The sequence below is a fragment of the Streptomyces sp. NPDC026659 genome (assembly GCF_040638245.1).
GTDB lineage: Bacteria > Actinomycetota > Actinomycetes > Streptomycetales > Streptomycetaceae > Streptomyces.
Genome location: NZ_JBEZXY010000002.1, coordinates 615,793 through 641,418, shown reverse-complemented (window position 1 = coordinate 641,418; position 25,626 = coordinate 615,793). Strand labels below are relative to the sequence as shown.

The window sequence follows — 25,626 nt, the reverse complement described above, 5'->3', positions numbered from 1 at the left end:
ACCGGCCCCGTTCGTCATACGTATCGTCCTGTTGAGGGGTCCGGCACGGCGAGCGAGAGGCAGCTGGCAGTGATGACTCACGGTATGCGTATGGACACGCACACCTCCCGACTGGACGGCGGCCACACCTGGCGGGAGACCGCCGTCCGCTTCTCTCTCCTCCCGCTCCGGGTCTTCCTCGGCGTCACCTTCGTCTACGCCGGGCTGGACAAGCTCACCGACAGCGCCTTCCTGAAGTCCGGCGGCGCGGGCTCCATCGGGGACACGATGCGCTCGGCCCGCGACTCCGCCGCCGTCCCCGCTCTCATCGACCTGGCCCTGCACAACCCGGTCGGCTTCGGCTACGCCATCGCCTTCGGTGAGTTGGCCGTCGGCATCGGCATCCTCGTCGGCCTCTTCGGCCGCCTGGCCGCCCTCGGCGGCGCCCTCATCTCCCTCAGCCTCTGGCTGACGGTGAGCTGGGCCGCCACCCCGTACTACTACGGCAACGACCTCCCCTACCTGATGGCCTGGCTGCCACTGATCCTGGCCGGAACGCCCTACCTGTCCCTGGACGCCCTGCTGCATGCCCGTCGGCGGCGGGGAATGGGCGGCTACCGGTAACTGACGGTGTGACAGCAGGGGAAGCGGAGGCTTGTACACTGCTCCGCTCCACCCCGACTGGAGGTCACCCGAGTGGTTCCCGCACGGATACTTGCCGGTGCTCCATTGGCTCTGGTGATCCTCGCCCTGTCGGGCTGCTCCTCCTGGGGATGCACCGACACGACGGCGGAGCGCGGCAAGGCCGGCGTCAAGGTGCGGATCGTGGACCCGTACGGGCAGTCCGACGGCGCCACCGCCGAGGTCGTCGACTGGCGCCGCAACCCCAACCCGCAGGCGCGCCACAAGGGTGACGAGATCAACTTCCACTACCGCTTCGACCATGTCCACTCGTATTCCGGCCCTGTGGTGGACGCCTGCGCGGTCGACAACAAGCGCAAGGCGCTGGGCTGCCAGACGATCTACTCCCCCGACGGGTCCCCACCGGGCGCCCCCGTCACAGGCGACGGCTGGCTCTATGCCGAGCACCCCGAGCAGGTCACCGGGGTACTGCTGATCCCCAACGACCAGTCCTACGACCGGCGAACCTGTGACCAGGACCCCAAGGACGGCGGCGGCCCGCATCCCCCGAAACCGGCGGAAGAGGGCGACCAGTTGTAAGCCGACGGGGTGGTCAAGCGGCTCAGTAGGATCCGCCGCATGTTCTGGATAAGACGGCGTGCACGCGACGCCGAGCCGCCCTCGGACCGCCTGCCCGACCTCGAGTTCCTGGCCCTGGTGCAGGCGAGTCTTGAGGAATACGCGCCCGGCGTGACACAGGGCACCGAGCTCAAGGGCAACTCGCTGATCAGCCCGAACGGATGGGCGGTGGCCGTGGCGCCACCCCATCACGGGGGCGGGCACCACTACGACCTCGTCGCGCTTCCGGACGTGAGTGTCCAACCGGACGTGCCCTGCTTCCCGGACTGTGTCGTGGCGATGGCCGGGGATCACCGGCGGGCGGCCGACAGTTGGGTGGAGACAGCCGGTGCCTGCCTGCTCGAACTCCTCGACCGGCGCGAGCGCTTCGCAGATCACGCGGGCCCCGGCCACGAGCGCGGCGTTCCCGGCCTGCACTCGATCACCTCCGGCGCGGTCGGCCTCGGGCTCGACACCGCCGAGAACCGTCGCCTGCAGACAGCGCTGATCGACGCGAACGTCCTCCACCGCATCGCCGACTCCATGACCGCAGACCTGGAATCGCCGTTCTTCAACGGGGTCAAGGTCTTCTACGGCGGGAGACCGGGCGCGATGCAGGCCGAGGTCCGCATCAACGGTGAGCGCCACGAGGCCGCCTCCGCCGCGATGGCCGCGCTGGGCCTCCCCGAACCCACAGTCTTCACGACCGTTCGCTACTACGCGCTCCTGCTGCCGGTTCCGGCCGACGGCGGGGAGCCGGCCTACCCCGCGACCAGCCTTGGCCTCGCCCCGGCCGCGCATCCCCACGGTGCGGTCTGCGGCTGCGGCGGTCACCTGGACCCCGAGCAACCCGGCTTCGCCTTCCCCCTGCCCCATCTGCTCGCTGAGCTTTCCGACGAGGAACGTGCCCGGCGCGTCAGGGCCGACACCGGGGCGATCATCATCGCGGACGGAATCGGCAACTTCCTCAAGGTGCGCCTGCCGGTCCGGCTCGAGGACGGACGCACCGTGGTCTACCACGTCTGGGTCTACCTCCACGCTGCGGTGATCAACGAGTTCACCGAGAGGGTCCACGAGGACAGGCTGTCCGGACACCGCTTCGAGGGCCTGCTGTGCAACGCTGTCGGCCCGTGGGGCGAGGAACTCCTGCGAGCGCCCGTCGTCCTCGGGGGCCAGCGAGTCAACGACGACGGATCGATCCGCATCCCCGAAGTCCTCGAGTCCAGCCACCCGCTGCTGAGCAAGGTGCTGGGGGAATCCTGGCCGGCGGAGTTCGTACTCGACGATCGTGATCCCCGCATGCACGCGTGCTGACCCTCCAGCTCTGGGTTCATCGGCGCTCGCCGGTGGGCGGCGATGAATGGCGGGGCGTCCGTCGCCATCCACCGCTGCCCCGTCCACCTGAGGCTCTACCCGTCCTCCGTCGCCCCGCGCTGCCTGCGTATCGCTCGGGCCACCGCGCCCGTCACGCCAGCCAGGAGCAGGGCGCCCGCGGTGATCGGGAGGGCGGTGAACCAGGGGATGTGCCAGAGGTTCTGGGCGTCGCCGATGTAGAGGGCGGCCACGGTGGCGAAGGCGAGGCCGGCGAGCAGGCGGCCGGGCTGGAATTCACGGCGTGGCACGGCTGACCACCACCTGTCCTACGCCGACTTCGAGGCCGATCGTCAGTGTTCCGGTGTTCTTCGCGCCTATGGCCGGGGCCAACGTCAGCTTCTTGTGCCTGCCCGGCTCCACGTCGATGTCCTTTCCGTTGTCGTAGGGCAACCGGATGTCGCCCACGCCGAGGTCGATCTTGATGGCGGCGGCCGTGTCCGCCGGGACGATCAGTCTGAGTCGGCCCGCGCCCACCTCGGCGTGGGTGGTCACGGTCTGCCCCTTCGCCGGGTGTACGCGGCTCAGATCGAGGGTGGCGGCGCCGGTCCCGAGGTCGTACGTGGGGCGGACGTCCGCCGCGGTGGCCGGCTGCCAGGAGGTCCGGGTCCACTGGGACTTGATGTCCCGGGGGAGAGCGGTGACCCCGGCCAGCAGGACCGCCGTGAGGATCGCCAGGAACGTCGTACCGGCTCCCGTGCGCCCGAGGAACGAGCTGAGGGCCATCCCCAGGCCGAACACCGCGAGCGCGCAGGCCAGACCGAGCTGGAGGCTCGTGCCCGGTGGCCGTGTGTGCCAGGTCTGTCCGACGGCCAGGACGCCCGCCAGCAGGGCGAGCAGGAACACCCGGCCGCCTATGCGGCGCGGGCCGCGCGGTCTCGGGGCGCGGGTGCCGGTGTCGGTGGGGTCTCCGGTGCCGGTGCTCGCCGGGCGCGTGGCGGTGCCGTGCGGCCACGGGGCGGCCATTCTCACGTCGAGGATCGAGGTCACGTCGCGCTGCTGGGAGTCGCCGGGTCCCCACAGATAGCCGGTGCCGCCGACATGGGTGCCGTCCTTGACGATCGGGTCGCGCCACCAGGAGGGGAAGTACGTCGCGATCGGCGGTGCCTGTGCCTCCGGCGGGGCGTCGGCGGCGGCCTGCGCGGCTATGGGGCTGGAGCGCGGGCGGGAACTCGGGGAGCTGGGGGAGGCGGGGGCGGGTTCCGATGTGCTCCGGTGCCGGGACCAGTACCCGGCACCGGCGAGGAGCAGGGAGAGGACCACCGCGAAGGTCAGCGCCCCGGTGTTCCGCAGCGTGGTCAGGACCACCCCGCAGCCGACCAGGGCGAACAGCACCGCGGCCAGCGCCTGGCCGTCGACCCGGCCGGTGAGCAGCTTGCGGACCTCGTTCTCCTCCTCGTCGTCCTGCGGCACGAGGAGCCAGGCGAAGCCGTAGAAGATCAGGCCGATGCCGCCGGTCGCGGCCAGCACGGCGAGGGTGATGCGGTAGATCACCGGGTCCATGTCCGTCTGCCGGCCCAGTCCCGCGCACACGCCCGCGATCATCTTGTGTCTGCGGTCGCGCCGGAGGGGACGGGAGGCGGGGGAGGCGGGAGGCGTCCCGTCCCCACCAGGAGCGCCTGGGGCGCCGGGAGTGCCCGACGTGCCGGGTGCCCCGGACGCGTCGGATGCTCCGGCCGTGCCCGTGACTCCGGGAGCGTCCGTCGCGCCGGTCCCGCCTGCCCCGTCCGTCCTGCCGGTTGCGCCGGTCCCGCCCGTTTCGCCGGTCCCGCCGATTCCGCCTGTCGTGTCCGCCATACCGGTGCCCGAGCCCGGGCGCGGGCCGGAGCCAGGTCCCGGACCCGTCGCTGCGTGCTCGTGATCCGTCATGCGTCCATCGTGACGGTTCGGGCGCCCGACCGGCAGTCGGATCAACCCTGGCCGAACCCTGAAATCGGCCCTGAGGCGGAACCGGGGGCATGTTCGAATCGCCGGTTCCGTCGCGGCCCGGGGTGCCCGGACCGGTATCGGGGAAACCCCGGCCGAAGATCAGGGGAGTCTCGGGGGCCGACCCTGATGACCCGCTGCCACGGCCGTGTGACCATCGATGTCATGCCGGAAGCCGCAGCACTGCCCCTCGAAGACCCGCGGCCGCCGCGCAAGCTCTACCGCAGCGGTGACGGCCGCTGGCTCGGTGGAGTGGCGCGGGGCCTCGCCGGGCACCTCGGGCTGCCCGTGGTGTGGGTGCGGCTGGCCTTCGTCGGCCTGTTCATGGCCAATGGGCTGGGCGCGCTGCTGTACGCCGCGTTCTGGTTCTTCGTTCCGCTCGGCGTCGGCGGCGTGGGCGACCACAAGCCGCCCTCGCTCGTCGGCACCGAGACCTCGCCGGACGGCCGCCGCAGACTCGTGGCCCGCAAGCCGGACAAGGGCCAGATGGTCGCCCTGCTGCTCATGGTCATCGTGTCGATGGTCTTCGTGGGCAGCGTCAACGTGACCAACACGGCGAAGGCGTACCTCGTGCCGACGGTCCTGGTCGCGGCCGGTGTCGCCCTGGTCTGGCGGCAGGCGGACAACGCCCGCCGGGCCCGCTGGGTCGAGGTCGGCAGCAGGCGGCGCACCCTCACCCTGCTCCGGGCGGGCGTCGGCGTGCTGCTGGTCACGGCCGGAGTGTCCGCCATCTTCGTCATGCAGGGCTCGGCGGCCCATCTGGGCGCGGTGCTCCAGGCGGCGCTCGCCGTCTTCGTGGGCATCACGCTGCTCGCCGGTCCCTATCTCGTCCGGGTCACCCAGGACCTCTCCGCCGAGCGCCTGATGCGCATCAGGGCCCAGGAGCGTGCCGAGGTCGCCGCCCACGTCCACGACTCCGTGCTGCACACCCTGACCCTGATCCAGCGCAACGCCGACAACGCGGGCGAGGTGCGCCGCCTGGCCCGCGCCCAGGAGCGCGACCTGCGCACCTGGTTGTACAAACCCGAGGGCACGGGCAAGGACGAGGCCGACGAGCCGGACACGGTTGCGGAGGCGGTCCGGCGCAGCGCGGCCGAGGTCGAGGACAAGCACGGCGTGCCCATAGAGGTGGTCGTGGTGGGCGACTGCCCGCTGGACGAGAGGACGGCCGCGCAGATGCAGGCCGCGCGCGAGGCGATGGTGAACGCCGCCAAGTACGGTGGCGACGGCGGTCCCGTGCAGGTGTACGCGGAGGTCGAGGGGAGGACTGTGTTCGTGTCCGTCCGCGACCGGGGTCCCGGGTTCGACATCGACTCGATACCCGCCGACCGCATGGGCGTCAGAGAATCGATCATCGGCCGGATGGAGCGGAACGGCGGCACGGCCCGGCTGCGGTCGGTGCCGGGCGGCGGCACGGAGGTCGAGCTGGAGATGGAGAGGGCGGAGAAGACGGCATGAGCGACGCGACCGAGGCGAACGGCACGACGGGGGCGGCGGAGGTGGCCGGTCCCGGGGGCGACGCCGGGAGCGGCGCGGGCGGCCGCCAGGTGCGGGTGGTGCTCGTGGACGACCACCGCATGTTCCGTACAGGTGTCCAGGCGGAGATCGGGCAGACCGAGCGGACCGGGGTCGAGGTGGTCGGCGAGGCCGCGGACGTCGACCAGGCGGTCACGGTGATCACCGCGACGCGCCCCGAGGTGGTCCTGCTCGACGTCCATCTGCCCGGTGGCGGCGGGGTGGAGGTGCTGCGCCGCAGCGCCTCCCTGATGGCGGACCCCGAGCGGCCGGTGCGGTTCCTCGCGCTGTCCGTGTCGGACGCGGCGGAGGACGTGATCGGGGTGATCCGGGGCGGCGCCCGGGGCTATGTCACCAAGACCATCACCGGCAGCGACCTCATCGACTCGATCTTCCGGGTCCAGGAGGGCGACGCGGTCTTCTCCCCGCGCCTGGCCGGGTTCGTCCTGGACGCCTTCGCGTCCACCGACGCCCCGCCGGTTGACGAGGACATGGACCGCCTCACTCAGCGGGAACGGGAGGTGCTGCGCCTGATCGCCCGGGGCTATGCCTACAAGGAGATCGGCAAGCAGCTGTTCATCTCGGTGAAGACGGTCGAGTCCCACGTCTCGGCGGTCCTGCGCAAGCTCCAGCTGTCCAACCGCCACGAGCTGACCCGCTGGGCGACGGCACGTCGCCTGGTCTGACCGCAGCCGTGAAGACCGTCTGTGAGACCGGGGCCGGGGGCCGGTGGAGACGCGGCAGCGCGCGGGCTTTCGGGCTGTCCCGTGCGCGTGTCGGCGCCTCACACGACCCGCGTCGCCCCCGCGAACGGCATCTGGCTGATCGGGGCCACGCGGACCGGGGCCGAGGGGTTCGGGGCGTGGATCATCCGGCCGTTGCCGATGTAGAGGCCGACGTGGCTGACGCCTGAGTAGAAGAACACCAGGTCACCGGGGCGGAGCTGGGAGCGCGAGACGCGCCGTCCGGCGTTGATCTGGGCGTAGGTGGTGCGGGGGAGGGAGACGCCCGCGGAGCGGTAGGCGGCCTGGATCAGGCCCGAGCAGTCGAAGGCGTTGGGGCCGGTGGCGCCCCAGACGTAGGGGCTGCCGAGCTTGCGGTAGGCGTAGGCGACGGCAGCGGCGGCGCGGGAGTTGGAGGCGACGGCCGGGGCGCCGGTCGCCTTCGCCGCCCGGTTTCCGGCCGTACCGCCGGCGGGCGTGTGCGCGCGGACCGGCCGGGTGGCCGTGACGGCCGCCCGGCCGGCGTGGGCCGGTGCGGTGCCGGTGGCCTTCTCCCGCTCGCGGGGGGTGAGCCGGTCGAGGAGCCGCCGGGCCTCGGTCAGCTTCGTGGTGACGGTCCTCTTCTGCCGCTTCGCCTCCGCCTGGCGGCCCCGCAGCGACTTCAGCTCGACGCGGGCGGCGCCGCGCAGCCTCTCGATCTCGCGCAGCTGGGTGCGTACCCGGGTGACGGCACCGGCCTGCTGGTCGCCGACGCGCTCGGCGAGCGCGGCTCCGTCCAGGTACCGGTCGGGGTCGCTGGAGAGGGCGAGCTGCCAGGTCGGGGCGATGGTGCCGTCGCGGTACTGCGCGGCCGCGTAGGTGCCGAGCGCGTCGCGGGCGGTGTTCAGCCGGGCCTGCTCGCGGGCGGTCTCGTCGTACAGCGAGTTGAGCCGCCGCTGTGCCGTGTCCGCCTTCTCCTTGGCGCCGTTGTACTTCTCGGTGGCGCTCTCCGCCTCCCGGTACAGCGTGTCCACTCTGGTCCTGACCTGCGCCGGGGTGAGCTGGGGCTCGGCATGTCCGACTCCCTCGAAGGCTGTCGCGGTCGCCGCCCCCGCGAGGGCGAGGGTCGCGGCCGTGCGGGCGGTGTTGCCACCCAGCGAGCGATGTCGGGGCCTCCGGTGCGTTGCCACCTGGACCGTCACGTCCTTCCCTGGACTCGTACGGCCGAGGACCCGTACGACTCGAGCGGCCGGTGTCCGACGGCCGCGCCCGCACAGGGGAGACGGGCCGCCGCCGGACGTTCCTCGGCGGTGGTGTCCGGCTGCCGCCCCTGGTCCGGGCGGCGTGGGGAGCCGGTCACCTGGGGGAGGACGCTAGGCGGCTGTGTGACAGCTTGGTAACGGGTGTGTGGAATTGTTCGCGACGGTCCATATAGAGACCGTTTACGAACGGGTCGCCTAAGCGGAAGCATCGCCTTCGCGCGGGCTGGTGACCGATGAGCGCATTGCGGACACGTGAGGCAGGAGAGGTGCTACGGCGCACCCCCGCTAGGCTCCTGAACATGGACGTACTCATCCATCTCTTCGTCGGCCTGCACATCATCGGCATCGCCGCGCTGCTCGGCGGTTTCCTCACCCAGATGAAGGCGATGGGCCGGGGCACCGCCCGCTTCGTCCCGGGCATGCTGCACGGCGCGTTCACCATGCTGGTCACCGGCGTGATCCTGGTCGGCCTCAACGAGGCGCAGGGCCACCACGTCAACTCCATCAAGATCGGCATCAAGCTGGCCCTGCTGATCGTGATCCTCGGCCTGGTCTACGTGAAGCGTGACGAGGAGGCGGTCGACAAGGGCTCCTTCGCCCTGGTCGGCGCGCTGACCACGGCGAACATCTTCATCGCCGTGCTGTGGACGTGACCCCGGGCTCCTCTGGGCCGCCGTCCTGACCCCGGGCTCCGGACCGCGCCGCGAACACCGCGCCCGCGGCGGCCGCGAGCCACACCGCGAACGACACCCACACCAGCACCCGGCCCGGCACGCGCAGCCAGTCGATGCCCACGGCGGCCGCGACCGCCAGTGTCGTCGCCCCCGTCATCCCCATCGAGAAGACCGTCGCCCAGCGCCCGAGGCCGTACCGCGGCCGCGGGCGCGCCAGTTCCGCCACCAGCAGGACGGCGTACCAGGCCAGGTCGAGGACGAGTAGGGCGACCGTCACATCGCGCAGGACGCCGCTGTCGTCCACGTTCCACAGGTACAGCCGCGAGCTGTCGGCCGAGATCAGCCGGGCCCCGGCCAGCGCCGAGACGGACAGCGCGCCGCCCGCGATCCAGTGGTCGCCGGGGCCCCGCGTCAGCTCGCGCGGGTCGAAGCGCGGCACGGCGAGGCCATAGAGCAGCAGCCCCACCCCGAACAGCACCAGTGCGGTGTGGGCGAGCCACGCCACCGCCTCGGTTCCGGCGAGCGTGGCCGCCAGCACCGCAAGCGCCTGTGTGGCGACACAACACAGGAACACCGCCCCGGGCATGCGATGCCCCCAGTGCCGTACGACGACGTAGAGCAGCACCGGCCAGCACAGCGCGGCCAGGGCCAGCAGCGCCTCGGCCAGGACGGGCACGCCGAGCAGCGCGAAGCGGGTGCCGAGCATGGCCGTCGCGGCCACGGCGGTGAGCGCGCCCGGGGTACGGGCCTCGGTCAGCCACCGCTCCCGCTGCCGGGCCAGCCGTACGGCGAAGTCGGCGCCCAGCGCGAGCCAGCCGACGCAGGCCAGGGCCAGGAAGATCAGGGACACCGTCTCGGCGCCGGCCAGGTGCAGGCCGATCGAGACGACGGCGGTCGCCATCACGGCGGTACCCGCCGCCGGAGGACGTTCCCACCACCACGCGCGCAGACCTGGGATGCCGGACATGAGGCGATGCTAGGGAGCCGTGCTGCTCCGGACCGCAGGGCACGCGCGCGGGGGGCTCGAAAGGACGCGCACGCGGAGCGTCGCGTCCGGCCCGGCGGCGCCGACGTGGGCCGCATCACCTCCGGACCCGCCCGACCAGGCCATACACCGCTCCACCGAGATCAACTCCCCGGAATTCCGACCGGGTTCCCCCGGGTGGCGACCGGTTGTCGGTGGGGCGCCCTAGACTCGTAGAGCGATGAGCAGCCTCTTTGACGACAGCTTCCTGGCGGACCTCCAGGCCCCGCACGGCCACGAGGAACAGCCCCCACCGCCCGAGGACGAACACGCTCCGGAGCCGCTTCCGGACGATCTGTTCGGCGGGAAGTTCGACCTGCCGCCGGACCGCGACGCGCACTACCGCGACGGCGCCCCGCGCCCCGCGATCGACGCGGCGGCCCTCCTGGACGGGCTGAACGAGAACCAGCGTGCCGCGGTCGTGCACGCGGGCTCCCCGCTGCTCATCGTCGCGGGCGCCGGGTCCGGCAAGACGCGCGTGCTCACCCACCGCATCGCCCACCTCCTGGCCGAGCGCCATGTGCACCCGGGGCAGATCCTCGCGATCACCTTCACCAACAAGGCCGCGGGCGAGATGAAGGAGCGCGTCGAGCAGCTCGTCGGCCCGCGCGCGAACGCGATGTGGGTCATGACCTTCCACAGCGCCTGCGTCCGCATCCTGCGCCGCGAGTCGAAGAAGCTGGGCTTCACCTCGTCGTTCTCGATCTACGACGCGGCCGACAGCAAGCGACTGATGGCCCTGGTCTGCCGCGACCTGGACCTCGACCCCAAGCGCTTCCCGCCCAAGTCCTTCAGCGCCAAGATCAGCAACCTCAAGAACGAGCTGATCGACGAGGAGGACTTCGCCGCCCAGGCCACCGACGGTTTCGAGAAGACCCTCGCCCAGGCCTACGCGCTCTACCAGTCGCGGCTGCGTGAGGCCAACGCGCTCGACTTCGACGACCTGATCATGACGACGGTCAATCTGCTGCGCGCCTTCCCGGACGTGGCCGAGCACTACCGCCGCCGCTTCCGGCACGTCATGGTCGACGAGTACCAGGACACCAACCACGCGCAGTACGCCCTGGTCCGCGAGCTGGTCGGCACCGGCGCGCACGATGAGGACGTTCCCCCGGGCGAGGCCGACCTGCCGCCCGCCGAGCTGTGTGTCGTGGGTGACGCGGACCAGTCGATCTACGCCTTCCGCGGCGCGACCATCCGCAACATCCTCCAGTTCGAGGAGGACTACCCGAACGCGACGACGATCCTGCTGGAGCAGAACTACCGCTCCACGCAGACCATCCTCTCCGCCGCCAACGCGGTCATCGAGCGCAACGAGTCGCGCCGCCCGAAGAACCTGTGGACCAACGCGGGCCAGGGCGCGGGCATCGTCGGCTATGTCGCGGACACCGAGCACGACGAGGCCCAGTTCGTCGCCGAGGAGATAGACCGTCTCACCGACGCCGGCGACGCCAAGGCCGGGGACGTGGCGGTGTTCTACCGCACCAACGCCCAGTCCCGTGTCTTCGAGGAGATCTTCATCCGCGTCGGCCTGCCCTACAAGGTCGTCGGCGGTGTCCGCTTCTACGAGCGCAAGGAGGTCCGGGACGTCCTGGCCTACCTGCGCGTCCTCGCCAACCCCGAGGACTCGGTGCCGATGCGCCGCATCCTCAACGTGCCCAAGCGGGGCATCGGCGAGCGTGCCGAGGCGATGATCGACGCCCTCGCCCAGCGCGAGAAGATCAGCTTCCCGCAGGCGCTGAAGCGGGTGGACGAGGCGTACGGCATGGCCGCGCGCTCCACCAACGCGGTCAAGCGGTTCAACGCGCTGATGGAGGACCTGCACACGATCGTGGAGTCCGGCGCCGGACCGGCCACCGTCCTGGAGGCCGTCCTCGAACGCACCGGATATCTGGCCGAGTTGCAGGCGTCCACCGACCCGCAGGACGAGACCCGCATCGAGAACCTCCAGGAACTCGCCGCCGTGGCCCTGGAGTTCGAGCAGGAGCGTGAGGAGAGCGAGGACCAGGGCACCCTGGCCGACTTCCTGGAGAAGGTCGCCCTCGTCGCGGACTCCGACCAGATCCCGGACGAGGAGGACGGCGACGGCGTCATCACGCTGATGACCCTGCATACCGCCAAGGGCCTGGAGTTCCCGGTCGTCTTCCTCACCGGCATGGAGGACGGCGTGTTCCCGCACATGCGCGCCCTCAACCAGACCAAGGAGCTGGAGGAGGAACGGCGCCTGGCGTACGTCGGCATCACGCGCGCCCGCGAGCGGCTGTACCTCACCCGCGCGTCGATGCGCAGCGCCTGGGGCCAGCCCTCGTACAACCCGCCGTCCCGCTTCCTGGACGAGATCCCGGCCACCCACATGGAGTGGAAGCGGACAGGTGCGGCGGCCGCGCCGCCGTCCTCCCGGGCGGGTTCGATCGCTTCCTCGCTCTCCTCGTCCCGCTCGCGTTCGTCGGCGGCGGGCGCGTCCGGGTTCGCCACGCGGCGGGCCTCGGAGAAGCCGGTGGTGTCGCTGGCGGTCGGAGACCGGGTCACGCACGACCAGTTCGGGCTCGGCACGGTCGTCGCGGTGGCCGGTGCAGGGGACAAGGCGCAGGCCACGATCGACTTCGGCGGCGGCAACGCCAAGCGACTGCTGCTGCGGTACGCGCCGGTCGAGAAGCTGTAGCCGGGCGGGAGTCGTGGACGAGTCAGCCCCCACCGGAAAGGCAGGGGCTGATTTCGGCTTCGGAGACGATCAGGTCGGGTCGAGCCCGTGGCTGCGCAGCCAGGGCAGCGGGTCGATCGCCGCGCCGCCGCCCGGACGCACCTCGAAGTGCAGATGCGGACCGGTGGAGTTGCCCGAGTTGCCGGAGAAGGCGACCGGGTCGCCGGCCTTGACGGCCGTACCGCTGGCGACGCGGTAGCTGGACAGGTGGCAGTACCAGGTCTCGGTGCCGTCCTTGGCCGTGATGATCATCATGTTGCCGTAGGCGCTGTTCCACTTGGTGGAGACGACGCCGTCGGTGGCCGCCATCACGCTCGTGCCATAGGCGACGGGGAAGTCGATGCCGGTGTGGACGGACATCCAGTTCACACCCGCCTGGCCGTAGTAGGCGCTGAGGCCCTTCTGGGCCACCGGGAGCAGGAACTTGGGGCGCAGCCGCTCCTTGAGCGCGGCCTCGGCGGCGGCCTTCCGCTTCTCCTCCGCCTTCTGTGCCTTGAGGTCGATGCGCTCCTGGGTACGGCTCGCCCGGTCGGTGAAGTCGTCGACCCCGGCGGAGAGCGTCTTGAGCCGGCTGTCCAGTTCGCTGTTGGCGACGGACGGCTGCACCGTGTGCGCGTCCGAGGCGGTGGCGCTGGTCTCCTGGGCGTCGTCGGTGAGGTTGCCCACCGAGGCGGCGGCGATCCCGGCCACGCCCATCACACAGACCGAGGGCACCGCGACCGTCAGCAGGGCCGAGCGCTTGGCGGGCGAACGGCGCCGGGAGCGGTTCGCCGCGCGGCCGCCCGCACGGGGTGCCGGTACGGTCTCCTCCTGGTCCTCCAGGAGGTCGGGCACGACGGGGAGTTCGCCGGTGGAGTCCGGCTCCTCATCGGGCAGCGCCGTCTCGCCGAACTCCTCGATCGCGGCGGCGTCGCCGTAGGGGGAGTGCGGGTCGTCGTCCAGGTGCTCGAAGGCGGCGGTCTGGTCGTACGGCGCGTGGTCCTGCGCCTCGTACGGCACCGCGTCCTGCGGGTCGTACGGCGCCGGATGCTCTTGGTGTTCCTGGTGCACGGAGGCAGCGCCGTCGGAGTTCCACTGCGTGGCGTCGTAGGCGCCGGTGTCGTAGGTCTGGGCGTTCCAGTCCCATTGCTGGGCCGGGTCGTGGCCCGCCGCGCCGTCGGTCTGGAGCCACGCGTTCGCGTCCCACTGCCCACTGACGTCGTGCCCGGTTGCCTGCGCGGGGACCTGCCAGGCGGTGGTCTCGTAGGCGCCCGTGTCGGCGACGGCGTGGTGCTGGGTGGCGTACGGGTCGTGCTCGTAGCCGGTCTGCCAGGCGGTGGTGTCGTACCCGCCGGTCTGCGCGCCGCCCGTCTGGACGCCGTAGTACGCGTCGAAGGCTCCGGTCTGGCCCGTGCCCACCGCGAAACCAGTGGCGTCGTAGCCGCTGTAGGTGGTGAGGTCGTCGTACGGGACTTCCGGTGCTCCGTACGGCGCGTAGTGCGCGGTGGAGGCGTCGGAAGCCGGGGCCGGGGAGGTCATGGTCCCCGACGGGTGACGGTCGTTCACCAACTTCTCTTTCGCCTCGACAACAGGGGCTGCCAGAGCAGTGCGGCGACTGTACCCGGCGGTACACGGGCGCCACAATCTTCGGCCGGTTTCGCGGCGACGGGAAACGGGCATTCAGCCGTGTTTCGGGGGTCGCGGACGCGAGTTTGGCTTTGTGTTCGAAGAATGTTCGATGGTGAGTGACGTTGTGTCACCTGTGCGCGGCCTGTGTTGCGGGTGTTTCGAGCGTCGGCAGGGGTGGCCCGGTGCGGGGTCTGTCTGTGTGACGCGCGTTCACAGGGCGGTCAGCCACTCCGTGTACCAGGCGCGGAAGCCGGGGTGCGAGGGGACGAACCCGGCCCAGTCCGGGTCGAAGAGCCAGATCTCCCTGGTGTGCGGGCCGTTCAGGACGAGCCGGAGGAACATTCCGCAGCCCAGCTCGGCCAGCAGGAGAGTTCCCCTGGTCAGCGTGGAGTCACTGGTCCCGATGCGGCCGGGCGCGGGCTCCGCGAGCGGGAACGGAGCGGCGAGACGCCCCGGCTGCCGGTCCTCCGCCCACTCGCCGTCCACCGCCCAGTCGTCGACGGCTTCGGGGCGGGGAGTGGTCAGGGGCATCAGGCCGTGGGCCGGACCGGCGGGGCCGTCGCCCACCTCCGCGACGAAGGAGCGGTACTCCGGCGGCAGTGCGATGCCGTGGACGGTCTCGAAGGAACGGATCTCCTGCTCGGGAAGCGGGGGCCTGAGTTCGTAACGGTGCGTGTTCGCCCCGAAGCGTTCCTCGGACCGGTCGCGTGCCGCCGCGCCTCTCGCAGCCGTGCCCGTACGGCGGCTCTGTCCCAGGTCTCCATGGCGGTGACCGTAACAATGCGGGCGTTCTGCCGCCCGGGCGTTTCCCGGGCCGCCGGGTCAGGCCACCGTGAGACCGCCCGGCTGCCGCTTCGTGGCGGACTCGGTGTCCAGGGCGTCCCGTATCCCGGCGGCCACGGCGGGGTGGACGGGGAGGGCGAGGTGACCGATGCCCGTGACGCGGACGTTGACGGCGTCCAGGTCGGGGTGCTCGACGCAGGCCGCCTCCAGGGGGTCCATCACGGAGTCCAGGTCGCTCCAGAAGCTCACGAACCGCGTGCGGCAGCCGGGCGCCGGGCGGGCCAGCTCCTCGATGACGGCGGAGTCCGGGCGCATCTGCCGGACGATGGGGTGCGCGTTGGCCAGCGGTATCGCGCGGGTACCGGCGTGCGGGGTGCCGAGGGTGACGAGGGTGCGGACCCGCAGGTCACCGCCGAGACACTGCACGTAGTAGCGCGCGATCAGGCCGCCCAGGCTGTGGCCCACGATGTCGATCCGCCGGCTGCCGGTGCGCTCGCAGATCTCCTCCACATGGCGGGCGAGCAGCTCGGCGGCCGTGCGGATGTCGCAGGTCAGCGGCGAGTAATTGAGCGATTCGACGCGCTGGCGGCCGTGCTGCGCGAGGCTGCGGCGCAGGAGCACGAACACCGAGCGGTTGTCGATGAAGCCGTGCAGCAGGATGACCGGAGGGCCCTCCGGGACGGGGAGCCGGGCCGCGCCGTCCGGCGGCGGGAGGGCCGCCTGGCGCCGCTCCTGGGTGAGTCCGGTCGGGTACAGCAGCACGTGTCCCGCCAGGATCGCGGCCTCCAGTGCGGTGGCCTTGAGCAGCGTGACGGACAGAGAGGCCAGTCTGCCGGGCCAGAAACGGCGGCAGATCGGGAGGAAGAGCGGAAATACTCCGGTGACCTTCATTGGCCGACCTCCTGTCGGCGCGCGGGAGGCGTCTCTGTCTCCCGCACACCCTCATGTCCCATCATGTGATTTCCCCCTCCCCGTCGGTCGTAAAACTGCCGGTTGCGGGATCCTGGGGATAACGTTCGTTCACTTCGCGACGGTGGCGGAACGTGCCAGAGATGCGGTACTTGTCGGTATGACGGAAGCGGCCGCTTCCGGTGGCTCGATGGAGGCAGTGATGGGTGTGGCAGCCGGTCCGATCCGCGTGGTGGTGGCCAAGCCGGGGCTCGACGGCCATGATCGCGGGGCCAAGGTCATCGCGCGCGCCTTGCGCGACGCCGGTATGGAGGTCATCTACACCGGTCTCCACCAGACACCGGAGCAGATCGTCACCACCGCGATCCAGGAGGACGCCGACGCCATCGGCCTGTCGATCCTCTCGGGCGCCCACAACACGCTCTTCGCCGCCGTCATCGACCTCCTCAAGGAGCGCGACGCCGAGGACATCCTCGTCTTCGGCGGCGGCATCATCCCGGAGGAGGACATCCCCCCGCTGCGCGAGAAGGGTGTCGCGGCGATCTTCACGCCGGGCGCGACGACCGGAGCGATCGTGGAGTGGGTGCGGGAGAACGTACGGCAGCCCGCGGCTTCCGGCGGCTGACACCTCCTTCTCCCCTTACTCAGGCACATTCGGGTTACTCAGGCGCTTTCGGGTATCAGCTCCTCCGCCATCGCCGTGCGCAGCCGCAGGGTGGTGGCGAGCCGCTGGAACGCCTCCGCCCAGTAGCCCCCGGCGCCCGGCCGGCCGTCCTCGCGTTCCTCGGGGCGGGCCAGCAGGGCGTCAAGGCGGGCGGTCTCCGCCGGGTCGAGGCAGCGTTCGGCCAGGCCCATCACACCGCTGAAGCTCCATGGGTAACTGCCCGCGTCCCGGGCGATGTCGAGCGCGTCCACCACCGCGCCGCCGAGCGGCGGCGCCCACGGCACCGCGCACGCGCCGAGCAGCTGGAACGCCTCCGACAGACCGTGCCGGGCGATGAACCCGGCCACCCACTCGGCGCGTTCGGCCGCCCCCAGGGTGGCCAGCAGCCTCGTCCGGTCCGCGAGGGACACGGCACCGGGGCCACCGGCCTCCGGCGCGGCGGGCGCCCCGAGCAGTGCCCTCGCCCACTCCGCGTCCCGCTGCCGCACCGCCGCCCGGCACCAGGCGGCGTGCAGCTCCTCCTGCCAGCCGTCGGCGACGGGCAGCGCCACGATCCCCTCCGGGGTACGGCCACCGAGCCGCGCGGACCACACCCCCAGCGGGGTCGCCTCTACCAACTGGCCCAGCCACCAGGACCGTTCACCCCTTCCCTTGGGTGCCCTGACCGCCATGCCGTCCCGTTCCATGCCCGCGTCGCAGACGTGCGGCGCCTCCACGGCGACGGTGGGCTCCGTGCCCGTGTGGTCGAGGGCCACGCAGGTCAGGGCGCGCTCCGCCATCCGCGCGGCGAGTGCCGAGCCGGGGAGGGCCGACAGCAACTCGGCCGCCGTGGCGCGCACATTGCGGCTGCGGTCGGCCAACGCCCGCTCCAGGAAAGGTTCGTCGTCCGCCGACAGGTTCGCGCGCAAGGAGTCGAGGAACATCAGGCGGTCCTCGGCGTGCTCCGTCGGCCAGGTGGATTCAAGCAACTCCCTTGCCTCCGAGGGGATGTGAGACCGCACGGCCGTCAGTACGGCGACCCGCTCGGCGAACAGGCCCTCCTGCCAGAGCTGTCGTACGGCCTCGCTGTCCCCGGGGTCGGGCAGGGCCGAGCCCCCGGGGGCCGCGCGGCGGGCGAACCGCCAGTCCGGGTTCAGCCGGGCCAGCCACAGGGCTCTCGGGCCCGCGAACTCCAGTGCCGCCGGGCGCAGATCGGTCCTGCCCCGGGCCGCGTCGAGCAGGGCGGGCAGGAGGTGCGGGGGTGGCGCGTAGCCGTGCGCGTTGGCCGCCGCGAGCCACTGGGGGAGGAGCTCGGTGAGGTCGGGGGCGCTGCCGCGCCGGGTGCCCGCGCCGGAACGATCGGCGAGGAGCGCCGTGAGTCTGCGGGCGGCGCGGCTGGGGAGGGGCGGGCGTGGGTCTTCGGGGGCGGGTTCCGGGCGGGGTGCGGAGGGCCCGGCACGTAGTCCGGCTCGGCGTCGGACGGTCGCCATGGCGGCGGCGTCGAGCAGGGCCAGGGGCGCCTGGCGTCCCTCGTTGTTCGTGGGGGCGGGGCGGCGGTCGGTGCCGAGCAGGGCGGTGGTGAGGAGGTCGTCCCAGGAAGGTGCGGTGGTGGCCGTCGTCTCGTGCATCAGGGTTCCCTTCCGTGCGGGCGGGGTCAGTGCAGCGTCACCGGGGCGCCGGGGTGTGCGGGCCAGGCCGTGAGGGGGGTGAAGCCTCGGTGGCCCAGCTCGCCGAAGACGGTGAGGGGAGTGCCGCCGGAGAGGGCGATCAGCCGCCAGAGGCCGGGGCGGGCGAGGAACGCCGAGGTCAGGGGGAGGGCCGCGTCGGCTGCCGGGTCGGTCTTCGAGTCCCCTTCCGCGTCGGCCAGTTGCCAGGTGCCCGGGCGCTCGCCCGGCGCCGGTACGACGCCCTCCAGGGTCACGGGGACCGTGTCGAGCCAGGGGTCCTCGCGCAGGGCGTCGCCGTAGTGGGCCATCGCCCGCGCCGTGGACAGTCCCTCCGGGCGGGTGGCGGCCGGGGCGGGCGGGGCGTACCGCTCGCCCAGCGCGGTGCGGAGCTGTCCCGCGCCCGGGAATGCGGTCAGGTCCGCCTCCAGGATGTGGCCGACCGGGAGGGACAGCTCGGGGGCGCGCCCGGCGGCGCCGTAGGAGAGGACCAGCCGGGTGTGGCCGGAATCGGTGCCGTGCAGCCATATGCGGCGGACCGTCAGCTTCGGGTCGGCCGTGTCGTACTGGGCGAGGACCAGCCAGCTGTCGCGCAGCGGTGGGCCGTCGGCGGAGGCGGGCAGACCGATCCGGGAGCGGACCGTGGCCGCGAGGGCGTCCGGCAGCCGGTCGCGGCGCAGCCAGCCCTGGGCGAGGAGGTGCAGCAGCGCGCACTCCTCCAGGAGCCGGGCGGGCCAACCCGGTCCGGAGGCGGGTATCGCACCCAACTCCCTTGCCTTCGCGGCGAGTCCGGGTGCCTGTGCGTCGACCATACGGGCGGCCGTCTCGTCCCACCACGCGTACCCCGTCTGCTCGGCCGAGGCCAGGCCGCCGCGCAGCAGGTCCGCGAGGCGTTGCTCCAACTCGGTCACGCCCGCTGTCACCCGCTGCTCCCGGCGCTCCGCTCGGCGCCGGGCCGCCTCGGGGTCGGCCGGGCCGCCCGATGCCGGCTTCTCCTCTTCTCTCTCCTTCGCCGTCCGTTCCTCCGTGCGCTCGTCGAGTCCGCTTCCCGTTCTGCGCGACGCGGCGTCAGGTGCCAGGGCAGACACCCGATCCGCAGGCCGGCGCACCCCCTGCTGAGTCATGCCAACGACGGTAGGTCCCGCCACTGACAATCGGCCCGGCCGAGTTGTCCACAGGCCGTTGTCCACAGGCCGGAGCGGTTGTCAGTGGCGTGCTGCATGGTGGATCCAGCTCGCCGACCGGCCGAGCCGAAGGGGGCCTCAGCCATGTCTGCGTCCAGGGGAACGACCGCCGAACCGACTGCCGAAACCACCGCCGTGCCGCCTGTCGCACCGCGCCGCGACCAGGCGTCCCAGGTGTTGCGTCCGCACGCCGAGGACGCCTTCGCGGCCGAACTCGCCGCGCTGGCCGCCCACGACGACCGTCCGCGCCCGGCCCGCTGGAAGCTGTCGCCCTGGGCCGTCGCCACCTATCTGCTCGGCGGCACGCTGCCCGACGGCACGGTCATAACCCCCAAGTACGTCGGCCCGCGCCGCATGGTCGAGGTCGCCGTCACCACCCTCGCCACCGACCGCGCCCTGCTCCTGCTCGGCGTTCCCGGCACCGCCAAGACCTGGGTGTCGGAGCACCTGGCCGCCGCCGTCAGCGGCGACTCGACCCTGCTGGTGCAGGGCACGGCGGGCACGCCGGAGGAGGCGATCCGCTACGGCTGGAACTACGCCCGGCTGCTCGCCCACGGCCCCAGCCGCGAGGCGCTCGTGCCGAGCCCGGTCATGCGCGCCATGTCCGAGGGCAGGACGGCCCGCGTCGAGGAGCTGACCCGCATCCCGGCCGACGTCCAGGACAGCCTGATCACGATCCTCTCCGAGAAGACCCTGCCGATCCCGGAACTGGGGGAGGAGGTCCAGGCCGTCCGGGGGTTCAACCTCATCGCCACCGCCAACGACCGCGACCGGGGTGTGAACGACCTCTCCAGTGCGCTGCGCCGCCGTTTCAACACGGTCGTGCTGCCGCTGCCGGAGACCGCCGAGGCCGAGGTGGACATCGTCACGCGCCGGGTCGAGCAGATCGGCCGCTCGCTGGATCTGCCGGCCGTGCCCGACGGCCTGGACGAGATCCGCCGCGTCGTCACCGTCTTCCGCGAGCTGCGCGAGGGCGTCACCGACGACGGCAGGACCAGGCTCAAGTCGCCGAGCGGCACCCTGTCGACGGCCGAGGCGATCTCCGTCGTCACCAGCGGCCTCGCCCTGTCGGCCCACTTCGGCGACGGCGTGCTGCGCGCCGGGGACGTGGCCGCGGGCATCCTCGGCGCCGTCGTCCGCGATCCGGCGGCCGACCGGGTCATCTGGCAGGAGTACCTGGAGACGGTCGTGCGCGAGCGTGACGGCTGGACCGACTTCTACCGGGCCTGCCGCGAGGTGGGCGCGTGAACGCGGCGCGCGGCGGGGTGTTCACGTCCGGGCCGCTGCTGCTGGGGGTACGGCATCACGGGCCCGGTTCCGCGCGTGCCGTCCGGACGGCACTGGACGCGGCCCGGCCCGCCGTCGTCCTGATCGAGGGGCCGCCCGAGGCCGACCCGCTGATCCCGCTCGCCGCCGACCCCGGCCTGCGACCACCGGTCGCGCTGCTCGCCCACGCCGTGGACGAGCCCGGGCGCTCGGCGTTCTGGCCGCTGGCCGAGTTCAGCCCGGAGTGGGTGGCGATCCGGTGGGCTGTCGAGCGGGGCATGCCGGTTCGGTTCATCGACTTGCCGGCCGCGCACACCCTGGCGGGGGTGGGGGAGCCGGAAGGCGGGGCGGGGCGCGAGGTCGAGCCGGGTACCGGGCCCCGTGCCGAGCCCGGTGCTGATCTCGGGCCTCCCGAGGGCGCGCGCCTCGATCCGCTTGCCGTGCTCGCCGACGCCGCCGGGTACGACGACCCCGAGCGCTGGTGGGAGGACGTGATCGAGCACCGGGGCGGTGAAGCGGGCGATCCCTTCGCGCCGTTCGCCGCGCTGGAGGAGGCGATGGGGGCGTTGCGTGAGCGGTACGGGGATGCGGGGCACGCAGGTGACCAGGCGCGGGAGGCGTACATGCGACTCCAACTGCGAGCGGCACGGCGGGAGTTCGGGGACGCGGTGGCGGTGGTGTGCGGGGCGTGGCACGTGCCCGCGCTGCGGGACAAGGTCACCGTCGCCGCCGACCGGGCACTGCTGAAGGGGCTGCCCAGGACCAAGGCCGAGCTGACCTGGGTGCCCTGGACACACCGCCGTCTCTCGCGCTTCAGCGGCTACGGGGCGGGGATCGACTCGCCGGGCTGGTACGCCCATCTGTTCCGGGTGCCGGACCGGCCGGTCGAGCGGTGGCTGACCAAGGTGGCGGGGCTGCTGCGGGAGGAGGACCGGATCGTGTCCCCCGCACACGTCATCGAGGCGGTCCGGCTGGCCGAGACCCTCGCCGTACTGCGCGGCCGCCCGCTGCCCGGGCTCGGCGAGACCACCGACGCCGTACGCGCGGTGATGTGCGACGGCTCGGACGTGCCGCTGTCCCTGGTGTACGACCGGCTGGTGGTCGGGGACGTGCTCGGGGAGGTACCGGAGTCGGCGCCCGCCGTGCCGTTGCAGCGGGACCTCGCCCGGGAGCAGCGCCGACTGCGGCTCAAGCCGGAGACGGCGGAGCGGGAGTTGGAGCTGGACCTGCGCAAGGACACCGACGCCGCGCGCGGCAGGCTCCTGCACCGGCTGCGGCTGCTCGGCGTCGGCTGGGGCGAACCCACCACGTCACGGGGGAGCACGGGCACCTTCCGGGAGACCTGGCGGCTGCGCTGGGAGCCCGAGTTGTCGGTGAAGGCGGCCGAGGCGGGTGTGTGGGGCACCACCGTCCTCGGCGCCGCGACGGCCAAGGCGGAGTCGGACGCGCTCTCGGCCCGCGCCCTCGCCGAGGTCACCGCGTTGGCCGAACAGTGCCTGCTCGCCGGGCTGCCGGACGCCCTCCCCGTGGTCATGCGGGTGCTGACCGACCGCGCGGCCCTCGACTGCGACGTGAGCCACCTCGCCCAGGCCCTCCCCGCGCTGGTCCGCTCCCTCCGCTACGGCGACGTACGCGGCACCGACACCGACGCGCTCGCCGACGTGGCCACCGGCCTGGCCGACCGCGTCTTCGTCGGCCTCCCCGCGGCCTGCGCCGGGCTGGACGCGGACGCGGCGCACGAGATGCGGGGGCATGTGGACGCGGTGCACGGGGCGGTCGCGTTGCTGTCCGAGACGCGGGGCGGGGGCGACGGTGCCGGGAGGATGCCCGATGCCGAGCGTCCCCAGCGCGCCGACCACCCGGGACGTGCCGACCACCCGGGACACACTGGGCACCCCCAACACCCTGGTCCCCCGACGCCCGACCACCCCCCACACCCGGACCGTCCACACCACCCCGCCCTCCGCGACCGCTGGCGGTCCGTCCTCCGCTCCCTCGCGCTCCGCGACGCCGTTCCCGGTGAGATCCGGGGTCGGGCCGTTCGGCTGCTGCTCGATGACGGGGCGTTGGCGGGTGGGGAGGCGGCGCGGCTGATGGGGCTGGCGCTGTCGCCGGGGACGCCGCCCGGGGACGCGGCCGTGTGGGTCGAGGGGTTTGTCGGGGGAGGCGGGGGCGGGTTGCTGCTCGTGCACGACGAGCGGTTGCTCGCGCTGGTCGACGGGTGGCTGACCTCGGTGCCGGACGACGCGTTCACGGACGTGCTGCCGTTGCTGCGGCGGACCTTCTCCGCGTACGAACCCGGAGTGCGCCGGACCCTGGGCGAGTTGGTCCGGCGGGGCCCGGACGGCGCCGCCGCACCAACGGCCGGCGCGACGGTGCCGCACGGCTTCGCCGCCGAGCCGGACCGGGGGCGCGCGGACGCCGTGGCGCCGGTGCTGCGGCTGCTGCTCGGCCTGGAGGACGAACGGACCGTGTCGGTGGACGGCAACACGCTTGCGGAGGTGGGCGGATGACCACGGGGACGACCGGTGCGGCACATCGCGACGCCGACGCCGAGGCCGAGCGGTTGCGGCGCTGGCGGCTGGTGCTCGGCGGGGACCAGGCCGACGGCACCAGATGCGCGCTCGCGGGCCGGGACGCGGCGATGGACGGCGCGCTGACCGCGCTGTACGGAAAGCAGGACCGGGGCGGCAAAGGTGCTGCGGGGCGGGAGCGTTCGGCGGGGCTCGGGGGTTCGGTGCCGTCGGTGGCGCGCTGGCTGGGGGACATCCGCACGTACTTCCCCTCCTCCGTCGTGCAGGTCATGCAGCGCGACGCCATCGACCGGCTCGGGCTCGCCGCGCTGCTGCTGGAGCCGGAGATGCTGGAGGCGGTGGAGGCGGATGTGCACCTGGTCGGCACGCTCCTGTCGTTGCACCAGGCCATGCCGGAGACGACGAGGGAGACGGCTCGGGCGGTCGTGCGGAAGGTGGTCGAGGATCTGGAGAAGCGGCTGGCGTCCCGTACCCGGGCGACCCTCACCGGCGCGCTCGACCGCAGCGCGCGGACCGCCAGACCGCGTCACCGGGACATCGACTGGAACCGCACGATCGCGGCCAATCTCAAGCACTACCTGCCCGAACACCGCACGGTGGTGCCGGAGCGGCTCGTCGGACACGGGCGGGCGGCGCGGTCGGTGAGGAAGGAGGTCGTCCTCTGCGTCGACCAGTCGGGGTCGATGGCCGCGTCGGTCGTGTACGCGTCCGTGTTCGGCGCGGTGCTCGCCTCCATGCGGTCGGTCGGCACGCGCCTGGTCGTCTTCGACACCTCGGTCGTGGACCTCACCGACCAGCTGGACGACCCGGTGGACGTCCTCTTCGGCACCCGGCTCGGCGGGGGCACCGACATCAACAGGGCGCTGGCGTACTGCCAGTCGCGGATCGCCCGGCCGTCCGAGACGGTCGTGGTGCTGATCAGCGACCTGTACGAGGGCGGCATACGCGACGAGATGCTGAAGCGGGTCGCCGCGATGAAGGCGTCCGGGGTCCGGTTCGTGACCCTGCTCGCGCTCTCGGACGAGGGCACGCCCGCCTACGACCGCGAGCACGCGGCAGCCCTGGCCGCCCTCGGCGTCCCCGCCTTCGCCTGCACCCCCGACCACTTCCCGGAGGTGATGGCAGCGGCTCTGGAGAAGCGCCCCGTCCCGCTCCCGAACCCGTCCTGACCTGTGGCAACACCCCATCACAGCCAAGCCTCCGGCCGGGGTTCCGGCACCGAGTGTCACGCGGCTCGGCATCATGTGACAGGTATCACCGCCCGGGTGTGACCCGCGATTTACGGGGCTCCCGTCAGCAGAGATAACCTGCGAGGCGGACATGCCGCGCACCCGGACACCGTGTGCGCCCCTTTAGTGACAAGCGGACGTCACGTTGCCCTTCGCGGCACGCCCACGCATCCAACGAACCGCGAGATCACTGATAGGGACGGAAGCGCGTGGACCTGTTCGAGTACCAGGCGAGGGACCTCTTCGCCAAGCACGATGTACCGGTGCTGGCCGGTGAAGTCATCGACACGCCTGAGGCGGCGCGCGAGATCACCGAGCGTCTGGGCGGCAAGTCCGTCGTCAAGGCGCAGGTGAAGGTCGGTGGTCGTGGCAAGGCCGGCGGCGTCAAGCTCGCCGCCACCCCGGACGAGGCCGTCGCCCGCGCGACGGACATCCTCGGCATGGACATCAAGGGCCACACGGTCCACAAGGTGATGATCGCCGAGACCGCTCCGGAGATCGTCGAGGAGTACTACGTCTCCTACCTCCTCGACCGTGCGAACCGCACCTTCCTCGCCATCGCCTCCGTCGAGGGCGGCATGGACATCGAGGAGGTGGCCGCCACCCGCCCGGAGGCCGTCGCCAAGATCGCGATCGACGCCATCGACGGTGTGGACGAGGCCAAGGCCCGCGAGATCGTCGAGGCCGCCAAGTTCCCGGCCGAGGTCGCGGACAAGGTCGTCAACGTCCTCATCAAGCTGTGGGACACCTTCATCAAGTCGGACGCCCTCCTCGTCGAGGTCAACCCGCTCGCGAAGGTCGCCTCCGGTGACGTCCTCGCCCTCGACGGCAAGGTGTCGCTCGACGAGAACGCCGAGTTCCGTCACCCCGAGTACGAAGAGCTGCACGACAAGGACGCGGCCAACCCGCTCGAGGCGGCCGCCAAGGCCAAGGGCCTCAACTACGTCAAGCTCGACGGCGAGGTCGGCATCATCGGCAACGGCGCGGGTCTCGTCATGAGCACCCTGGACGTCGTCGCGTACGCCGGTGAGAACCACGGCGACGTGAAGCCCGCCAACTTCCTGGACATCGGCGGTGGCGCCTCCGCCCAGGTCATGGCGAACGGCCTGGAGATCATCCTGGGCGACCCGGACGTCAAGTCCGTGTTCGTCAACGTCTTCGGCGGCATCACCGCCTGCGACGAGGTCGCCAACGGCATCGTCCAGGCGCTGCAGCTCCTGGAGGACCGCGGCGAGAAGGTCGAGAAGCCGCTCGTCGTCCGCCTCGACGGCAACAACGCCGAGCTGGGCCGCAAGATCCTCACCGACGCCAACCACCCGCTGGTGCAGCGCGTCGACACCATGGACGGCGCGGCCGACAAGGCCGCCGAGCTGGCCCACGCCGCCAAGTAAGCACTCAGGACGAGGACACAACA

General features: G+C 72.3%; 21 protein-coding genes. 12 read left to right on the top strand and 9 right to left on the bottom strand.

Translation table 11 applies throughout. The features are described 5' to 3' along the window. Nucleotides 1–72: 72 nt before the first annotated feature. From AB0E91_RS07525 to AB0E91_RS07515, 3 genes are all read left to right on the top strand, one after another. Nucleotides 73–603 (top strand): DoxX family protein, encoded by a 531-nt coding sequence (locus AB0E91_RS07525; protein ID WP_361776653.1) that lies wholly within the window; start codon nucleotides 73–75, stop codon nucleotides 601–603. 72 nt (nucleotides 604–675) lie between these two features. Beyond that, on the top strand, nucleotides 676–1,200 hold the full coding sequence (locus tag AB0E91_RS07520; protein WP_361776650.1) for a hypothetical protein: 525 nt from the start codon (nucleotides 676–678) through the stop codon (nucleotides 1,198–1,200). Between the two features lie 39 nt (nucleotides 1,201–1,239). After that, a complete protein-coding gene (locus AB0E91_RS07515) occupies nucleotides 1,240–2,532 on the top strand; it encodes a DUF6348 family protein (protein WP_361776647.1) in 1,293 nt (430 codons plus the stop codon). A 95-nt stretch (nucleotides 2,533–2,627) separates the two neighbouring features. Here AB0E91_RS07515 and AB0E91_RS07510 read toward each other — a convergent pair whose 3' ends face one another. Continuing rightward, nucleotides 2,628–2,840: a hypothetical protein gene (locus tag AB0E91_RS07510; protein WP_361776644.1), complete on the bottom strand. Its 213-nt coding sequence runs from the start codon at nucleotides 2,838–2,840 to the stop codon at nucleotides 2,628–2,630. Next, nucleotides 2,827–4,458, bottom strand: a complete 1,632-nt coding sequence (locus tag AB0E91_RS07505; protein ID WP_361776641.1) for a PspC domain-containing protein — start codon at nucleotides 4,456–4,458, stop codon at nucleotides 2,827–2,829. Before AB0E91_RS07505 ends, AB0E91_RS07510 begins: the two co-directional genes overlap by 14 nt. A 222-nt stretch (nucleotides 4,459–4,680) precedes the next feature. Between AB0E91_RS07505 and AB0E91_RS07500 the strand changes: the two genes are divergently transcribed. Beyond that, nucleotides 4,681–5,973: a PspC domain-containing protein gene (locus AB0E91_RS07500; protein ID WP_361776638.1), complete on the top strand. Its 1,293-nt coding sequence runs from the start codon at nucleotides 4,681–4,683 to the stop codon at nucleotides 5,971–5,973. Next, nucleotides 5,970–6,716 (top strand): response regulator transcription factor, encoded by a 747-nt coding sequence (locus tag AB0E91_RS07495; protein WP_361776635.1) that lies wholly within the window; start codon nucleotides 5,970–5,972, stop codon nucleotides 6,714–6,716. Before AB0E91_RS07500 ends, AB0E91_RS07495 begins: the two co-directional genes overlap by 4 nt. Before the next feature lie 98 nt (nucleotides 6,717–6,814). On the opposite strand, the gene AB0E91_RS07490 is transcribed toward AB0E91_RS07495, so the two are convergent. Continuing rightward, nucleotides 6,815–7,921 carry an NlpC/P60 family protein gene (locus tag AB0E91_RS07490; protein ID WP_361776632.1) on the bottom strand — a complete coding sequence of 369 codons (1,107 nt, stop codon included), beginning with the start codon at nucleotides 7,919–7,921 and terminating at the stop codon, nucleotides 6,815–6,817. 371 nt (nucleotides 7,922–8,292) lie between these two features. Here AB0E91_RS07490 and AB0E91_RS07485 point away from each other — a divergent pair, with 371 nt between their 5' ends. Then, nucleotides 8,293–8,646, top strand: a complete 354-nt coding sequence (locus AB0E91_RS07485; protein WP_361776629.1) for a hypothetical protein — start codon at nucleotides 8,293–8,295, stop codon at nucleotides 8,644–8,646. On the opposite strand, the gene AB0E91_RS07480 is transcribed toward AB0E91_RS07485, so the two are convergent. Further along, nucleotides 8,624–9,634, bottom strand: a complete 1,011-nt coding sequence (locus AB0E91_RS07480) for a tellurite resistance/C4-dicarboxylate transporter family protein (RefSeq protein ID WP_361776626.1) — start codon at nucleotides 9,632–9,634, stop codon at nucleotides 8,624–8,626. The genes AB0E91_RS07485 and AB0E91_RS07480 overlap by 23 nt on opposite strands. 238 nt (nucleotides 9,635–9,872) lie before the next feature. On the opposite strand from AB0E91_RS07480, the gene pcrA reads away from it, so the two are divergent. Next, nucleotides 9,873–12,353, top strand: coding sequence for a DNA helicase PcrA (gene pcrA / locus AB0E91_RS07475; protein WP_361776623.1), 2,481 nt, complete (start codon nucleotides 9,873–9,875; stop codon nucleotides 12,351–12,353). A gap of 69 nt (nucleotides 12,354–12,422) precedes the next feature. Here the strand turns inward: pcrA and AB0E91_RS07470 are convergent, their stop codons facing one another. The 3 genes from AB0E91_RS07470 to AB0E91_RS07460 all read right to left on the bottom strand — a co-directional run bounded on the left by AB0E91_RS07470 (nucleotide 12,423) and on the right by AB0E91_RS07460 (nucleotide 15,674). Then, entirely contained in the window at nucleotides 12,423–13,910 is a 1,488-nt protein-coding gene (locus AB0E91_RS07470) for a M23 family metallopeptidase (RefSeq protein WP_361777363.1), read from the bottom strand. A 300-nt stretch (nucleotides 13,911–14,210) separates the two neighbouring features. Then, entirely contained in the window at nucleotides 14,211–14,567 is a 357-nt protein-coding gene (locus tag AB0E91_RS07465; protein ID WP_361776620.1) for a hypothetical protein, read from the bottom strand. A gap of 255 nt (nucleotides 14,568–14,822) precedes the next feature. Next, nucleotides 14,823–15,674: an alpha/beta fold hydrolase gene (locus tag AB0E91_RS07460; protein WP_361776617.1), complete on the bottom strand. Its 852-nt coding sequence runs from the start codon at nucleotides 15,672–15,674 to the stop codon at nucleotides 14,823–14,825. A gap of 220 nt (nucleotides 15,675–15,894) precedes the next feature. Between AB0E91_RS07460 and AB0E91_RS07455 the strand changes: the two genes are divergently transcribed. Beyond that, complete coding sequence (locus AB0E91_RS07455) at nucleotides 15,895–16,317, top strand: cobalamin B12-binding domain-containing protein (protein ID WP_361776614.1); 423 nt, start codon at nucleotides 15,895–15,897, stop codon at nucleotides 16,315–16,317. A gap of 38 nt (nucleotides 16,318–16,355) precedes the next feature. Here the strand turns inward: AB0E91_RS07455 and AB0E91_RS07450 are convergent, their stop codons facing one another. Both AB0E91_RS07450 and AB0E91_RS07445 read right to left on the bottom strand, forming a co-directional pair. Next, nucleotides 16,356–17,963 (bottom strand): DUF5691 domain-containing protein, encoded by a 1,608-nt coding sequence (locus tag AB0E91_RS07450; protein WP_361776611.1) that lies wholly within the window; start codon nucleotides 17,961–17,963, stop codon nucleotides 16,356–16,358. A 26-nt stretch (nucleotides 17,964–17,989) separates the two neighbouring features. Further along, the gene (locus tag AB0E91_RS07445; protein WP_361776608.1) at nucleotides 17,990–19,123 is read right to left on the bottom strand and encodes a hypothetical protein; all 1,134 of its coding nucleotides are present in this window, start codon (nucleotides 19,121–19,123) and stop codon (nucleotides 17,990–17,992) included. Between the two features lie 96 nt (nucleotides 19,124–19,219). Between AB0E91_RS07445 and AB0E91_RS07440 the strand changes: the two genes are divergently transcribed. The 4 genes from AB0E91_RS07440 (at nucleotide 19,220) to sucC (ending at nucleotide 25,603) form a co-directional block, all read left to right on the top strand. Further along, a complete protein-coding gene (locus AB0E91_RS07440) occupies nucleotides 19,220–20,431 on the top strand; it encodes an AAA family ATPase (protein ID WP_361776605.1) in 1,212 nt (403 codons plus the stop codon). Beyond that, complete coding sequence (locus tag AB0E91_RS07435; protein WP_361776602.1) at nucleotides 20,428–22,962, top strand: DUF5682 family protein; 2,535 nt, start codon at nucleotides 20,428–20,430, stop codon at nucleotides 22,960–22,962. Before AB0E91_RS07440 ends, AB0E91_RS07435 begins: the two co-directional genes overlap by 4 nt. Beyond that, nucleotides 22,959–24,152, top strand: coding sequence for a VWA domain-containing protein (locus AB0E91_RS07430; RefSeq protein WP_361776600.1), 1,194 nt, complete (start codon nucleotides 22,959–22,961; stop codon nucleotides 24,150–24,152). The genes AB0E91_RS07435 and AB0E91_RS07430 overlap by 4 nt, the downstream gene beginning before the upstream one ends. Before the next feature lie 269 nt (nucleotides 24,153–24,421). After that, on the top strand, nucleotides 24,422–25,603 hold the full coding sequence (sucC, locus tag AB0E91_RS07425; protein WP_161181693.1) for an ADP-forming succinate--CoA ligase subunit beta: 1,182 nt from the start codon (nucleotides 24,422–24,424) through the stop codon (nucleotides 25,601–25,603). Nucleotides 25,604–25,626 lie beyond the last annotated feature (23 nt).